Here is a 15,313-nt window from a genome sequence, read left to right as displayed (position 1 = left end):
AACCAGCTTCCTCTGCTGCCAAAATTGCGGGGGGCTCATGCTGGTACCCAGGCCCGACAAATGCGCAGTTGCAGCCCTCAATTGCAAGGCTATCCAAAGCGGCACGCGTGTCAATCAAGATCTGATGCATGACGATGGCCGGCCTCACGGAGGTGAAACCGGAGATTCAGATTGACTAAACCGACCCCGTAGACACCAACCTCCACGAAGGCCGCTATCGACCCAAAGCTGTCCTTCAAGAAAGGCAGCTAACGGCGAGAAGCGGTCATTTTGTATCTACAGGTTTCGGGGCGATTCACTCGTCTGATGCTCAGGAGCACCAGGATGGGCGTCAAGGAGGTGGTCATCTTGAGGTGGACTATGCTGACCAGTTGCTCTCAAATCTAATCGTGAGGTCCTCCATGGCAAACCCCAATCTGCTGGCTCTATTCAGAGATGAAGTCCTTCTGACCGGGCCTGAAAGCTCCCTTCCAAGCAACCTATCTCAGTTCTGGCTTGAGGAGCTCCAGAGTCATCTGGAGAGGTATTTCGACGGTTTGAACTCGGATTCAGATGCAGAAGAGAAGGATCTCGACATCTCTCTCCCACTCGCAGCGATCATCCACATCTTGTTCGCGAAGAATGGTGGGGAGGAGATATCCGAGAGCTCTGAAAAGCTGTACGAGTATTTCCAAGACTACCGGCTCGAACTGGCCCTTGAAGAGATCACGCGAAAGACTCATGTGGCTGCCGAGGCTGCAACCATTGAGACCATCTTCACCAACCGAGATGTCCTGGTGGAACAAGGCCCCCTTCTTCAATAGGTACCTCCACCGATGCCATCGCCGGCGGGCACGCTCCGAGGCATTGATGGAATGCATTTTGACGGCTGCCGAGATCAGCGAATGAAAGAAATTGCTGCGCCGATGTTCGATCTAATCGCTTTGTCGCTTCCACGAGGGTTGGGGTTTGGGGACAGCCCGCCAGTAGGGGCATGGCTTAGTGAGGACGGAATTTCTTGTGCCGCTCTAACCCGAAATATCAATTCCGGCAGCTTCGGAATTGTCACCTTGCGGCGTCGTGTCGATAGCGTGTGGGTGCTCCTCAGCCATGGTGAGTGCACCACTGGCGAGTCCGAAGCCCGCGCCTCAATCAGCCATTTTCTCTATACCCAAGCCCATCCGCTTCCACTCCCTTCAGGTGAACGACGACGTGCTCCTCTAAGCAGAATGGGTAAGCGCACACCAAGCGTGGTGTTCAAATCACTATTTGATCCAAGCCGCCGTATTGGGGCGTGGGCGCTGAATCAACTGTATCTCGCACTGCCATCCCCAGACAGAAATTGGGTTCCCGATTGCCAGACTGAGAATTTTCACACCCGCCTCTGGGAAGCCCACCTATTAGCGATTTTTCGTGAACAGGGACTCTTGGTCACCCAGCCTAAAGAATCACCCGATTTTCACATCGAGAATAGGCTGGGAGATGAGGCCTGGGTTGAAGCAGTGACAGCCAACCCGGAAGAGCGGTATGAGCATTTTGGCGCCTCGCCGGTCCCCCCACCCGCTGACCGACATGAGCGTTTCTTAGGAGCGGCTGCAGAAAGGTTTGCGAGGACCATCCAAAACAAATTGGACAAGCGTTACGAATCCCTACCGCACGTGGAGGGTAAGCCGCTCATTCTGGCCTTAGCCGATTTCCATGCGCCCAGTTCAATGCTGTGGAGCAGGGAGTCGCTCATCAGCTATCTCTATGGCTTTGCAGTTCACTCATCTGCGCATCGTGGTACGCACCTGATAACTGTGGAGGAAGAGACATCTCTGCTATCAGGGCGCCCCAACGGCCTATTTACGCTAATGGAAAATGCCCATCTTTCAGCGGTCATTTTCACCAATGCCTGCACAGTGCCAAAGCTCAGCCGAGTGCCGATCTCAGGTGGAGCTCATCTAGACGGGTACCGATACTTGCGGTTTGGTGAGTTTTTCGACCGTTCTCCGGGAGCATCACGAGGTATCCCATTTCTGTTGGATGTAGCGTCCAGCGACTACGGTCAGCTCTGGCCGCAATATGGCTACGAGCCGTGGTCTGCTGAAGTGGAGGTATTCCATAACCCTATGGCACTATACCCGGTGCCTAATGAGTTGATACCAGAAGTCACCCACTGGAGAGAAGTAAACGGAAGAGTCGAGTGCGAATCTTTCTTTGATGTATCCATACTCCGATCCAGAACACTCGTCCTCAGTGCAAACGCTAAGGTTCCGTCACTCGATGAGTTGCTGACAGCAGCCAGTCCTCCAGAGCTCTGACGGCGGCGGGGTGGCCGCATCGTTGCCACGCAGGTAGATGAGAATTTCTCAGCAAGCTACCCAGCCAGGGGAAGGACATGAGATCCCCTGCGCAATTCAGGACCGTTGAAGCGTCACCTCTCTTCGGGTAAAAGCATGACCGTCATACAACGCTACAACAGCGTCATACCCGAGAGCATAGGAAGAAAAATGTCGATCCAAGGACTAAAACGATACTTTGGAAACAAGATTCACGCAGTGATAATGATGGCCCCGCTTAAGCGGGAAATGATACGCCTCGGCATATGCACCCTTATGGCGATTATTCTGAATATCATCTTGTATACCGGCGTTGAAGTAGACGGCACCATCAAGCCGTGGGCAGAAACCCCGATAAAACTGTTTGCATCGTCGATGTTATTCGCCTTCATGATCAAGGCTTTTCTGCCAGTTCTCGGCTGGACGATACTGAAAGCAATGCTGTTGAGTGCGAACAATGCCTTCAGCGGCATACTGAGTTTTTTGGGCAATCAGTTCACAGGCGTCATGTACTGTACCGGAATTATTATGGGTTCTATCACGATTAAATTGTATATGGTTTCCGGGGTTTTAGACTCTGAGTTTGCTTATCTGTCCGCAATCGTATTTGCTTCCGGGGTTTTATATTTCTATGTGCTGCAATGCGCCATTCAAAAAACAATGAGTCCGGCCCTGCGTACACCAGCAGTACCGCGTTAAACCACTAGGCTGTGACTATTCATCTCTGGTGCTCAGTAGGCGCTCGCTCTGCTGAACCCTCACCCATACACAACCATTAATGGACTGGCCCGCCTTCGACTTTATGAAGAAGGCGAGCGAGCACGTGACTGATTGCGCATGTATTCCGAGATGAGACTTTCGAAATTGATGTCCGCCTCCTCAACGAGAATATTGACGTGACAGTACAGCTCTTCAGGACCTCTGAGATAATTGAAAATCCTTGATCTAACGATGCCGCAAACCCCTTCTTTGACCGCCGTAGAGGGGAGGTTGATAACATCGCCAACGCACGGGATAAGAGCTAGGCCATGGTCGCTGTTGAAGACAATGTCAGCTGGACAGGCATCAATGCTGGCATCGGATTGTCCTTGCGAAACCTGCTGATAATCAATGCTATACCTCATGTACAGCCTACCTCATTTGTTGAGTGAGGAATCAGCGCCGCGGATCGTAAACAGAAACCTCAAGTTCGCAAGCGACGGGAGCATGTAGCGGATTTTCGGTACTAGAGAGCTTGGCAACTATCGTTTTTCAAGCACATACCCTACGCCCCGAAGCGTATGTATCAGTTTGGTCTCGAAAGGGTCATCTATCTTGGCTCTGAGTCTTCGAATCGACACCTCTACAACGTTTGTGTCGCAGTCAAAATTCATATCCCAAACCTGCGAAATAATTTGGGTGCGGCTCAGCACCACACCGGTATTACGCATCAGGTAATGCAGTAACGCGAATTCTTTCGTGGTCAGGTCAATGCGCTGACCGTCCCTGAATGCCCTGTGCCGGCTCTGATCAAGCTCCAGGTCAGCGACGCGAATGACCTCTACGGATGCAGGGTGATCTGACCTGCGCATCAAGGCGCGAACCCGGGCCAGCAGCTCAGGGAACTCAAATGGCTTGATCAGGTAGTCATCTGCTCCGTTCTCCAGCCCCCGGACCTTATCCGCCAGCCGGCTTCTCGCCGTCAGCATCATGATACGGGAAGGGCAGTTTTTACGACGCAACAACTCAAGGACCTGCCAACCGTCCATCTCTGGCAGATTTATATCCAGGATAATCAGCTCATATTCGTGCTGCTTAGCCAAGAATAATCCATCTGACCCGGTGTGGACGCAATCTACGACATAGCCACATTCCGTCAGACCTTGACGCACATACTCCGCAGTTTTTACTTCATCCTCAATTACCAGAATTCGCATGGGATTTTGTCTCGATATCACTGAGCAATTAACCGCGCACGCGCGCCGGCATTATTGAAAGGGATGGTAAATCAAAATGAGCGTGCCGGGGCTCAAATGACGGATTTGTAATTTCTAGGTAATACAGTTGATAGTCTGGCGGTATATCTTGTCGCGGTTTGGGTTTGACAGTTGCGGGCCCTCTCTCCAGCAGGTGATTTGACCTTATGAAGTATTGGGTTATTTTCTTCTTTGTGCTGGCTTCGTTCCGCTCAGATGACGGCGAGGTCGCTCACATTGAAGAGACTGGTCATTGGTGTAGTCATGAACTTCACCGGCATGCGATGCGTACAATCGAACGCCTACTTGAATTTTAGGCAAAAAAAAGGCGCCCAATGGGCGCCAAATATCCACCTTTTACCAAAGGAGCACTTAAGCCACTCAAGGTGAATGCGTAATGCTCGTTTTACTAACAGGACCCGCCAATGGATAACTGGCCCAGTTAGCGAATTACAGAATCGAAAGCGGGTACTCGATGATTACACGAGTTTCATCCAGATCCGATTCGAAAGCAGTGGCACGCGTGGTTGCCTGGCGCAACCGGAAGGACAGATCTTTTGCCGGACCGGTTTGGACAACGTATTTGACTTCGACGTCACGCTCCCAACGCTTCTGATTGTCGAGCGGGTTGCCGTTGTCGTCGGTGCGCATGTAGAACTGGTTAGCGTTCGAGTAATCCGCACCCGAGCCTCTGGCGTAGCGCGTCATGAACGTCAGGCCTGGAATGCCGTAGCTGGTGAAGTTCAGGTCATAGCGCAGCATCCAGGAACGCTCTTTCGGCGAGTTGAAGTCGCTGTACTGGATGGAGTTGTCGACGAAAATCGAGTCCGACTGACGCAGGTAGTCGAAATCGTCGTCGCCGTTGTTGCGCTGATGCGACAGGGCCAGGGTGTGGGCACCGTAACGCACACCGACCTTGGCACTCCAGATGTTGTTGTCGAATTCACCCAGGCGCTTCTTACCTTCATCTACGGCTTTGTAGTAGTTGAAGCCACCGATCAGCGCCAGATCGTCGCTCAGCGGGTAAACCACGCTTGTGCCGGCGTAGTACTGATTCCAGACGTCTTTCAGCTGGCTGGCGTAGACGCTCACAGTCCAGTTGTCGTTGATCGAGTAGTCACCGCCACCGTAACCGATCCATGGCGAGTTGACCGGGCCGCCGTAGAACGTCACGAAGTTGTCGTTCAGGTTGCTTGAGACCGGCTGGCTCATCGCATGCAGACGACCACCCTGGAGGGTAAGGCCCTGGATGCTGGTGTTCTCAACGGTCACACCGCGGAAACTCTCTGGCAGCAGGCGAGAGTCACCCGATGCGACGACCGGGGTCGATGGGAAGACATCACCCACTTTCACGATGGTATCGAACAAGCGGACTTTGGCTGCGCCGCCGACCTTGGTGTATTCGTCGCGAGCTTCACCCTTGTTATCAACGGGCAGCACGTCGAAGGAGCTACGGCCGCCGTTGCGCCCATCACCGGTGTCGAGCTTGAGGCCGATCATGGCAAAGGCATCAACGCCAAAGCCAACGGTACCTTGGGTAAACCCGGAGTTGAATTTGCTGATGATCGCGTGCGCCCAGGCTTCGGAGTAGCCGTTCGTATTGCCCTTGCCACTGTTGTAAGTGGGGGCGGTGCTGTCGCGGTTATCACGGTTGAAGTAGAAGTTACGGTTCAACACTGTAAGGCTGCTGCCTTCAATGAAGCCTTCTGGCTTGTCTTCAGCTTGTGCCGAAATAGCATAGCTTCCAGACAGCGCAGAAACTGCCGCCAAATACAGTGGTACTTTGATTTTCATCCGATGCTCCTTTGATTCACGGCAGTTTTTATTATGTTTACCGGCGCGGGTGTCGTTAATTGTTCTGACCAGGCGGCGCGCCTAGCGTAGCGCGAGCTCATATTTGCAGGCCGAAGATAACGGGGGGGTGATAGGAAAATTACAATTTCGTCATCTACCTGTTGTTCGGGCCTTCGCACCGCGTGTTTGCCATCTCCGTTGCTTGTAACGAAATCATCGTGTCGGGTTTGGTTTCCCAGTATTTTCGGGCATTACAGGACATTCTTACGGAATTGTAATTTTCTAGCCACCCCTCTGATAGCTACCGCTCATTAGAGTGCCATCACCTAATCAAGTGGGGCTTGGCAGCTGTTTCGGCGTTCTCGCCAAGCTTTATCGAAGTTTGTGCACGAGGACCATCAAAGTGCCCCGGTATAACCGCAATGTCTTACCCAAGACCCCCGTCTCGCCCTGGAAGATCGCTGCACTCTGTGCAGTCATCTCTGGGTTGATGGCGCCTGCAGCCCTTGCCCAAAGCATCAGCTTGCCCCAGGCGCTTTCGACGGCCATGGATGCCAACCCAGACCTGGCCGCGGCCAGGCAAGAAATTGGGATCGCTGATGGTGCTCGCAAGCAGGCCGGGCTTATCCCCAACCCCACAATCTCGTATGACGTGGAAGACACCCGTCGTAACACCAGCCAGACGACTGTCTCTCTCAGCCAGACCCTTGAGCTGGGCGGTAAGCGGGGGGCTCGTGTTGACGTCGCCACATACGGGCAGACCGCCGCACAGCTTGAGTTAGACCGTCGCGTTAACGGCCTGCGTGCAGATGTCGTCCAAGCCTTTTACGCCGCGTTGCGGGCCCAGACAGGTCTCGACCTGGCCAAGCAATCTCTCGAACTGACTGAGCGCGGTCTTCGCATCGTCGATGGCCGTGTTCGCGCAGGTAAGTCGTCCCCAGTGGAGGCGACCCGCGCTCAAGTGCAACTGGCCGAAGCCCAGCTGCAAGTTCGACGTGCAGAAACGGAAAAAGCGACCGCTTACCAACAGCTCGCTCAAATTACCGGGAGCTCAGTCACCGTGTTTGATCGACTCGAATCGCCAACCCTCTCCCCGGGCTTGCCACCTCGCACTGAAGATCTGCTGGCTAAGCTCGACCAAACAGCAGAAATGCGTCAGGCCGTGGTGCAGATAGACAAGAGCGATGCCTCGCTCGGCTCAGAGAAAGCTCAGCGTATCCCGAACCTTACTGTCAGTGTAGGTAGCCAGTACGACCGCTCTGTGCGCGAGCGGGTCAACACTGTGGGCCTGTCTATGCCTTTGCCGCTGTTCGATCGTAACCAGGGCAACATTCTTTCCGCTTCTCGTCGTGCAGATCAGGCCCGGGACCAGCGCAATGCTGTTGAGCTGCGCCTGCGCACCGAAACCCAAACCGCGTTGAACCAATGGTCCACCGCCATGCAGGAGGTCGAGTCCTACGACAAGACCATTCTGCCTTCAGCCCAACAAGCCGTAGAGACCGCAACCCGCGGCTTCGAGATGGGCAAATTCGGTTTCATCGAAGTGCTGGATGCCCAGCGCACCTTGATCGTCGCTCGTGGCCAATACCTCGAATCGTTGGCAGCGGCGACCAATGCGCGTGCGCAGGTGGAAAGGGTTTATGGCGAAGTCGGCTCAACCGCCGGCACTCGCTGAACGGGCCAAACATTTTCTTCGGCACACAGCCTTGAACAAGCCGGTGCCTACGATCAGCAGGAGTAGCAATGGATAACAAACGCAAGATCGCCCTCGCGGTAGCCGCTGTGGCAGCCCTCGGATTTGGCAGCCTTGCCTGGAACAACAGTTCCGGACAGCAGGCCGCCAGTACTGCCGAGCATGGCGCTAACGATGGCCATGGCGACGAAAAGAAAGCCGCATCTGCCGCCAAAGAGGAAGGTGATGAGGGCCATGGTGAAGAAGGCCACAGCGAAGAGGGCGGTGAAGAAGAGGGCAAGCTGACGCTCAGCGCTGAACAGATCAAGGCCGCTGGTGTTGCCCTGGAAGCTGCAGCGCCTCGTGACCTCGGTACCGTCGTGAGCTTCCCTGGCGAAATTCGCTTCGACGAAGATCGTACTGCCCACGTGGTTCCTCGTGTTCCTGGCGTTGTTGAGGCTGTCCAGGCCAACCTGGGCGAGACGGTCAAGAAAGGGCAAGTCCTCGCGGTAATCGCCAGCCAGCAGATCTCTGACCTGCGCAGCGAACAACAGGCCGCACAGCGTCGCGTCGAACTGGCGCGTGTGACCTTCGAACGTGAGAAGCAACTGTGGCAGGACAAGATCTCTGCAGAGCAAGACTACCTCCAAGCACGCCAAGCGCTGCAAGAAGCGGAGATCTCCTTGGCCAACGCCAAGCAGAAGGTCGGCGCAATCGGTGCCTCGGTTAACTCCGTTGGCGGTAATCGTTACGAGCTCCGCGCTCCCTTCGACGCCGTGGTAGTGGAGAAACACCTGACCGTCGGCGAAGTCGTCAGCGAGGCGACCAACGCCTTCATCCTTTCCGACCTGAATCAGGTCTGGGCGACCTTCGCAGTTCCGCCGACAGATCTGGGCAAGGTCACGACTGGCCGTGCAGTGAAAGTCTCTTCGCCTGACATGAACGTCGAGGTCGAAGGGAAGGTGGGTTATGTCGGCAGCCTGCTGGGCGAGCAAAACCGTGCAGCTACTGTCCGCGTCACCTTGACCAACCCCAACGGCGCCTGGCGTCCAGGCCTGTTCGTAAACATTGCGGTCACCTTCCAGACCGATCGAGTTGCCGTAGCGGTCCCTGAGCACGCTGTGCAGACCGTTGAAGACAAACCTTCGGTATTCGTACGCACCCCAGATGGCTTTGACACCCGCCCGGTAAAACTGGGTCGCCGCGACAATGGGTACGTGGAAATCATCGACGGTATTGAAGCCGGCGCCCAGGTAGCAACCAGTGGCAGCTTCACACTCAAGTCCGAGCTCGGCAAAGCTTCTGCCGAACACGGTCACTGATGCGAACTGACAGGATGATTTCTCATGTTTGAACGTATCATCAGATTCGCCATCGAGCAGCGCATCGTAGTAATGATCGCCGTTCTGATCATGGCGGGTATCGGTATCTACAGCTATCAAAAGCTGCCCATCGATGCGGTACCCGATATCACCAACGTCCAGGTGCAGATCAACACTGCAGCGCCTGGTTACTCGCCCTTGGAAACCGAACAACGGATCACGTTTCCAGTTGAAACGGCCATGGCCGGTCTCCCGGGCCTTCAGCAGACCCGTTCCCTGTCTCGCTCTGGCCTGTCTCAGGTCACCGTGATCTTCAAGGATGGCACTGACATCTTCTTTGCCCGCCAGTTGATCAACGAGCGGCTGCAGGTTGCGAAGGAACAGCTGCCAGAAGGTGTAGAGGCCGTCATGGGTCCGGTATCTACCGGCCTCGGCGAGATCTTCCTGTGGACTGTTGAAGCCGAAGATGGCGCGGTCAAAGAGGACGGTACGCCGTACACCCCGACCGACCTGCGCGTGATCCAGGACTGGATCATCAAGCCTCAGCTGCGTAACGTCCCGGGTGTGGCCGAGATCAATACCATCGGCGGTTATGCCAAGCAGTTCCTGGTTGCGCCGGATCCAAAGCGCCTGGCTACCTACAAGCTGACACTCAATGACCTGGTCGCAGCGTTGGAAAGTAACAACGCCAACGTCGGTGCCGGCTACATCGAGCGTAATGGTGAACAGTTGCTCATCCGTGCACCGGGTCAGGTAGGCAATATCGAAGACATCGCCAACATCGTGATCACCAGTGTGGATGGTGCACCGATTCGCATCAGCAGCGTTGCTGACGTCAGCATCGGTAAAGAGCTCCGTACAGGTGCTGCTACTGAGAACGGCCGCGAAGTCGTGCTCGGTACCGTGTTCATGCTGATTGGTGAAAACAGCCGCACCGTATCTCAAGCTGTCGCCGCCAAATTGGCGGACATCAACCGCACCCTGCCAAAGGGCGTGGTGGCTGTGACTGTTTACGACCGTACCAACCTGGTTGAAAAAGCCATCGCGACGGTGAAGAAGAACCTGGTGGAAGGCGCGATCCTGGTTATCGCCATTCTGTTCCTGTTCCTCGGCAACATCCGTGCGGCTCTGATCACCGCGATGGTGATTCCGCTGTCCATGCTGTTCACCTTCACAGGCATGTTCAACAACAAGGTCAGTGCCAACTTAATGAGTTTGGGGGCACTCGACTTCGGCATCATCGTCGACGGTGCCGTGGTTATTGTAGAAAACGCGATCCGTCGACTGGCTCATGCGCAACATAAGCATGGCCGCATGCTCACCAAAACCGAACGCTTCCACGAGGTCTTTGCCGCGGCGCGAGAAGCTCGCCGGCCGCTGATCTTCGGTCAGCTGATCATCATGGTGGTGTACCTGCCGATCTTCGCCCTCACCGGCGTCGAAGGCAAAATGTTCCACCCGATGGCCTTCACCGTTGTGATGGCGCTGCTGGGTGCAATGGTCCTGTCCGTTACCTTTGTTCCTGCAGCTATTGCCATGTTCGTCACTGGCAAGGTGAAGGAAGAGGAAGGCGTGGTCATGCGCACAGCTCGACTGCGCTATGAACCGGTTCTGCAATGGGTGCTGGGACATCGGAACATCGCTTTCTCGGCCGCAGTAGCCTTGGTCGTGCTCAGTGGTTTGCTGGCAAGTCGTATGGGTAGCGAGTTCATCCCAAGCCTCAGTGAGGGTGACTTTGCGATGCAGGCCATGCGTGTGCCTGGAACGAGCCTCACTCAATCTGTCGAGATGCAGCAGCGTCTGGAGAAAGCGGTGATTGCGCAGGTGCCTGAAGTTGAGCGGATGTTCGCACGCTCGGGTACCGCAGAAATTGCATCTGACCCGATGCCGCCGAACGCCTCTGACGCCTACATCATGCTCAAGCCTCAGGATCAGTGGCCTAACCCGAAGAAGCCTCGTGATGAGCTGATTGCTGAAGTGCAGAAGGCCGCAGCGGGTGTTCCAGGAAGCAACTACGAGTTGTCGCAGCCAATCCAACTGCGTTTCAACGAGCTGATTTCGGGCGTGCGTAGTGACGTCGCTGTGAAAGTCTTCGGCGATGACATGGACGTGCTCAACAACACCGCCAACAAGATCGCGGCAGCGCTCAAAGCGGTCCCGGGCTCATCGGAAGTGAAAGTTGAGCAGACATCCGGCCTGCCGGTGCTGACCATCAACATTGACCGCGAAAAAGCAGCACGCTACGGCCTGAACATCGCGGATGTTCAGAACTCGATCGCTATCGCCGTGGGTGGCCGTCAGGCCGGCACGCTGTATGAGGGCGACCGTCGGTTCGACATGGTAGTACGCCTACCAGAGACCGTTCGCACCGACGTAGCGGGTATGTCCAGCTTGCTGATCCCGGTACCTGCCAATGCGGCACAGGGTGCCAATCAGATCGGCTTCATCCCGCTGTCCCAGGTCGCCAATCTGGACCTGCAACTGGGCCCGAACCAAATCAGCCGCGAGAACGGCAAACGTCTGGTTATCGTCAGCGCCAACGTTCGAGGCCGCGATCTGGGGTCCTTCGTTGAGGAGGCGACCGCATCGCTGGACAAGAAGGTGCAAATCCCTGCGGGCTACTGGACGACTTGGGGGGGCCAGTTCGAGCAGCTGCAGTCGGCTGCCAAACGCCTGCAGATCGTTGTTCCAGTCGCCTTGCTGCTGGTCATGACCTTGTTGTTCCTGATGTTCAACAACCTGAAGGACGGCATGCTGGTCTTCACCGGTATTCCATTCGCACTCACCGGTGGTGTTGTGGCGTTGTGGCTGCGGGACATCCCACTGTCGATCTCGGCAGGTGTCGGCTTCATTGCACTGTCCGGCGTTGCAGTACTGAACGGCCTGGTGATGATTGCCTTCATCCGCGGGCTAAGGGAGGAGGGACGAACGCTCAGACAGGCAGTCGATGAAGGTGCATTGACCCGTCTGCGACCTGTTCTGATGACAGCCTTGGTAGCGTCCCTGGGCTTCATCCCGATGGCTTTGGCCACCGGCACCGGTGCCGAAGTTCAGCGGCCATTGGCGACGGTGGTGATTGGCGGGATCCTGTCCTCCACCGCACTGACCTTGCTGGTACTGCCTGCCCTGTATCACTGGGCACACCGCAAGGATGAAGACGGCGACGAGGCCGAAGTGGTTAGCTAACAGCCTCCGCTAAAGAGAAGCCCACAACACGTGTTGTGGGCTTTTTTGTTTAAAGTGAAGTAGATGCACTTACCTTTCAAAATTGTAAGTTTCTCGTCATGCCGGTGATGCCTATGCATTGCTAAGGTTACGCCCGAGAAGTTTTGAAATTGAGAGGGTTTTATGAAAAAGCTAATTATCGCTGCTGCACTTGTTGTTTTCTCGGTGGCTTCGCAGGCCAACACTTTCTCCGAGAGCAAGCAGCTTCAATACACCAAGGAACACCAGACCGCAGTGGCCAAGTACGCGGAGAAAAATGGCAAGCCAATGCCAGAGATTCAGGATTACAAATATGGCATGAAGATAGACGTTGCGAAATTCGTACGTCAGTCGCAGGACCCCCGTACCTGCCAGGTCTATCCACGGTTGATGACCTTCGAGGACTCCCAGGGCACGCTCAAGACTGTTCGTTACTCGATGTATTCGCAATGCATCAACAACAAGTAGTAAACGATTTGAACAGAACAATTAGAGAATTCATAAATGCCAGGCAGTGCCTGGCATTTTTTATTACGCCCGATACCCCATAGCTTCGAAATGTTAACGCCTGGGCTCGGGCAAACCGTGCAATAGATCTTAGCCAACCAACAGAGACGGCTCCCCAACTGCAGAGGGCAATTGGAAGCCTTGACCCCAGAAGGGACGAGTTATGAAGAGTTTGCTTGAACGCCCTGATGACCAAGCCGGGCATGAAGGTCATAGCCATGAGCATGGCGGCATTTTTGGAATGAACACAGAGCTGATTTTCGCGCTGATCTGTGGTGCTCTCCTGGGTGCCGGAGCTCTCGCAGGAAAACTTGGCCTGATTGATCGTCTGCCTCTGATTCTGTACGTGTCGGCCTACGTGTTCGGTGGATGGTTCACCACTAAGGAAGCGGTTACCAACATCCGTCAGAAACGCTTCGAGATCGACTCGCTGATGCTTCTCGCCGCAGTCGGTGCCGCGAGCATCGGCGCCTGGGCGGAGGGGGCTCTGCTGCTGTTCCTGTTCAGTCTGGGGCATTCCCTTGAAAGCTACGCGATGGGGCGGGCCAAGAAAGCGATTGAGGCACTGTCCAAGCTCGCACCAGCCACCGCGATCGTACGCAGAGCAAATGGCACGGTGGAGATGCCCGTGGAGCTGCTGGTTCCCGGTGACGTTGTCATCGTGCGCCCCAATGACCGCCTGCCGGCCGATGGTTTTGTAGTCGTAGGCTCCTCAAGTATCAACCAGGCGCCAGTAACCGGTGAGAGCGTCCCCGTGGACAAGCAACCTGTTCCTGATGCCGAACTCGCACGCAGCAAGCCAGATGCAGTGGATGCAGCCTCGAAAGTCTTCGCCGGTACCATCAATGGCGAAACGCTCATCGAGGTTGAGGTAACCCGGCGCTCTACGGAGAGTACCTTGGCGCGGGTCATCAAGATGGTCAGTGAAGCCGAAGTCAGGAAGTCACCGACCCAGCGATTCACGGACCGCTTCCAACGCATATTCGTCCCGTTGGTTTTACTGCTGGTAGTCGGGCTGCTATTTGCCGGCATTTTCCTTGACGAGCCGTTCCGTGACTCGTTCTACCGGGCGATGGCCGTACTGGTTGCAGCCAGCCCCTGCGCGCTCGCGATCGCTACACCAAGCGCCATTCTCTCTGGCATCGCCAGGGCAGCCCGAGGTGGCGTGCTGATCAAGGGCGGTGCGCCACTTGAAGAGCTTGGATCATTGAATGCCATGGCATTCGACAAGACCGGTACCCTGACCGAAGGGCGCCCACGTATCACCGATGTAATACCCATAGGCGGCACGCAGATCGAGGATCTGCTAAACGTCGCCATCGCTGTGGAGTCGATGAGCGACCATCCGCTGGCTGCGGCAATTGTGCGTGACGGTGAAGAGATGATTGGCACACGGCGCCGATTCCAAGCCAAGAACATGAGCAACATGATTGGCCGCGGCGTGCGTGCTGAGCTTGATGGGCAGTTCGTCTGGATTGGCAAGGTCGAGATGTTCGGTACCAATGGTATTCCCGCACTCAGCAAGGCAGCCCTGGAGGCTGCGGAGCGTCTACGTCAGTCAGGCCGTACCACCATGGTGGTACGGCGTGCTGACAAGGATCTGGGCGCTATCGGGCTATTGGACACACCCCGGGAGGGGGCCAAAGAGGCACTCCAGAAGCTTAGAGAGATGGGCATCGAACGCATGGTCATGATTTCTGGAGACCACAACCGCGTTGCAGAGGCTGTAGCCAAACAAGTTGGCTTAGATGAAGCGTGGGGAGACCTGATGCCGGAAGACAAGGTCAAGGCCATCAAAAACCTGCGCCTTAGCGCCAAGGTGGCCATGGTGGGTGACGGCGTCAATGATGCCCCTGCCATGGCCAGTTCGAGCGTTGGTATCGCAATGGGGGCTGCTGGATCTGATGTTGCCCTGGAAACGGCTGATATCGCGCTTATGGCTGACGACATCAGGCAACTCCCATTTGCGGTGGGGCTGAGCCGTCACACGCGATCGATCATCCACCAGAATCTGTTCGTCAGCTTGGGGATTGTGGCCATCCTGGTTCCGTCCACCATCATGGGCTTGAGCATTGGTGCCGCTGTTGCGATCCATGAGGGCTCCACACTGTTGGTCGTCTTCAACGCCTTGCGCCTGTTGGCCTACCGCAGAAGCACCTGATCCCTGAGCTTCAATCATGAAGCTAAGCAGGGAAATGACCTGAAGTAGAAGTACGGGTCGTGCGCGATCAGCGCACGACCCGTACTTTTCTCTCACTCGTCGATCCCGATGCGCTTGAGGCTTTCAAGGGCCTTTCCGCACTCAGGTGAGCCATGCCGTAAGCCGCAGGCCAATGCAGCTTTGAGGCTCATGACACCGGCTACGAAACCGACTTGATTGCCGACTCCGTGTCCGTCCGCAAATCCCTGATCATACGCAATCTCGACAAGCGCATTGATCGCCGCCAGGGTGTCCTGTTTGTTTTTACTCTTTTGCATATCTACTCCGCGAGCATTCAGCTCATATCGCTCGGTTAGGTGGCGGCGCCTTCAGGTTTGGGGTGAGCGAATCCCGCTCCC

The 15,313-nt window shown here is 55.5% G+C and carries 12 protein-coding genes; 8 read left to right on the top strand and 4 right to left on the bottom strand.

What is annotated here, in order from left to right; genetic code table 11:
- Positions 1-401 precede the first annotated feature (401 nt).
- The 3 genes from E5221_RS00335 (at position 402) to E5221_RS00325 (ending at position 2,999) form a co-directional block, all read left to right on the top strand.
- The gene (locus E5221_RS00335; RefSeq protein WP_012269857.1) at positions 402-803 is read left to right on the top strand and encodes a hypothetical protein; all 402 of its coding nucleotides are present in this window, start codon (positions 402-404) and stop codon (positions 801-803) included.
- Between the two features lie 81 nt (positions 804-884).
- Positions 885-2,282: a hypothetical protein gene (locus tag E5221_RS00330; RefSeq protein ID WP_223296393.1), complete on the top strand. Its 1,398-nt coding sequence runs from the start codon at positions 885-887 to the stop codon at positions 2,280-2,282.
- A 189-nt stretch (positions 2,283-2,471) separates the two neighbouring features.
- On the top strand, positions 2,472-2,999 hold the full coding sequence (locus E5221_RS00325; protein ID WP_012269855.1) for a hypothetical protein: 528 nt from the start codon (positions 2,472-2,474) through the stop codon (positions 2,997-2,999).
- Between the two features lie 101 nt (positions 3,000-3,100).
- On the opposite strand, the gene E5221_RS00320 is transcribed toward E5221_RS00325, so the two are convergent.
- From E5221_RS00320 to E5221_RS00310, 3 genes are all read right to left on the bottom strand, one after another.
- A complete protein-coding gene (locus E5221_RS00320) occupies positions 3,101-3,424 on the bottom strand; it encodes a hypothetical protein (RefSeq protein ID WP_010951457.1) in 324 nt (107 codons plus the stop codon).
- A gap of 117 nt (positions 3,425-3,541) precedes the next feature.
- Positions 3,542-4,216 carry a heavy metal response regulator transcription factor gene (locus E5221_RS00315; RefSeq protein WP_003253420.1) on the bottom strand — a complete coding sequence of 225 codons (675 nt, stop codon included), beginning with the start codon at positions 4,214-4,216 and terminating at the stop codon, positions 3,542-3,544.
- 489 nt (positions 4,217-4,705) lie between these two features.
- Complete coding sequence (locus E5221_RS00310; protein ID WP_003253422.1) at positions 4,706-6,049, bottom strand: OprD family porin; 1,344 nt, start codon at positions 6,047-6,049, stop codon at positions 4,706-4,708.
- Positions 6,050-6,452: 403 nt separating this feature from the next.
- Here E5221_RS00310 and E5221_RS00305 point away from each other — a divergent pair, with 403 nt between their 5' ends.
- The 5 genes from E5221_RS00305 (at position 6,453) to E5221_RS00285 (ending at position 14,915) form a co-directional block, all read left to right on the top strand.
- Positions 6,453-7,724, top strand: a complete 1,272-nt coding sequence (locus E5221_RS00305; RefSeq protein WP_010951456.1) for a TolC family protein — start codon at positions 6,453-6,455, stop codon at positions 7,722-7,724.
- A 68-nt stretch (positions 7,725-7,792) separates the two neighbouring features.
- Positions 7,793-9,043 (top strand): efflux RND transporter periplasmic adaptor subunit, encoded by a 1,251-nt coding sequence (locus E5221_RS00300; protein WP_012269854.1) that lies wholly within the window; start codon positions 7,793-7,795, stop codon positions 9,041-9,043.
- A gap of 24 nt (positions 9,044-9,067) precedes the next feature.
- Positions 9,068-12,229, top strand: coding sequence for a CusA/CzcA family heavy metal efflux RND transporter (locus E5221_RS00295; protein WP_010951454.1), 3,162 nt, complete (start codon positions 9,068-9,070; stop codon positions 12,227-12,229).
- 162 nt (positions 12,230-12,391) lie between these two features.
- Positions 12,392-12,715 (top strand): DUF2790 domain-containing protein, encoded by a 324-nt coding sequence (locus E5221_RS00290; RefSeq protein ID WP_003253432.1) that lies wholly within the window; start codon positions 12,392-12,394, stop codon positions 12,713-12,715.
- Between the two features lie 202 nt (positions 12,716-12,917).
- Complete coding sequence (locus E5221_RS00285; RefSeq protein WP_010951452.1) at positions 12,918-14,915, top strand: heavy metal translocating P-type ATPase; 1,998 nt, start codon at positions 12,918-12,920, stop codon at positions 14,913-14,915.
- A gap of 92 nt (positions 14,916-15,007) precedes the next feature.
- Here E5221_RS00285 and E5221_RS00280 read toward each other — a convergent pair whose 3' ends face one another.
- Complete coding sequence (locus E5221_RS00280; protein ID WP_010951451.1) at positions 15,008-15,232, bottom strand: hypothetical protein; 225 nt, start codon at positions 15,230-15,232, stop codon at positions 15,008-15,010.
- Positions 15,233-15,313 lie beyond the last annotated feature (81 nt).

The organism is Pseudomonas sp. A2 (assembly GCF_023100865.1).
In the GTDB taxonomy this organism is placed as follows: domain Bacteria; phylum Pseudomonadota; class Gammaproteobacteria; order Pseudomonadales; family Pseudomonadaceae; genus Aquipseudomonas; species Aquipseudomonas asiatica.
The sequence above is the reverse complement of the archived record's forward strand: the minus strand, read 5'-3'. Positions and strand labels throughout refer to the sequence as shown.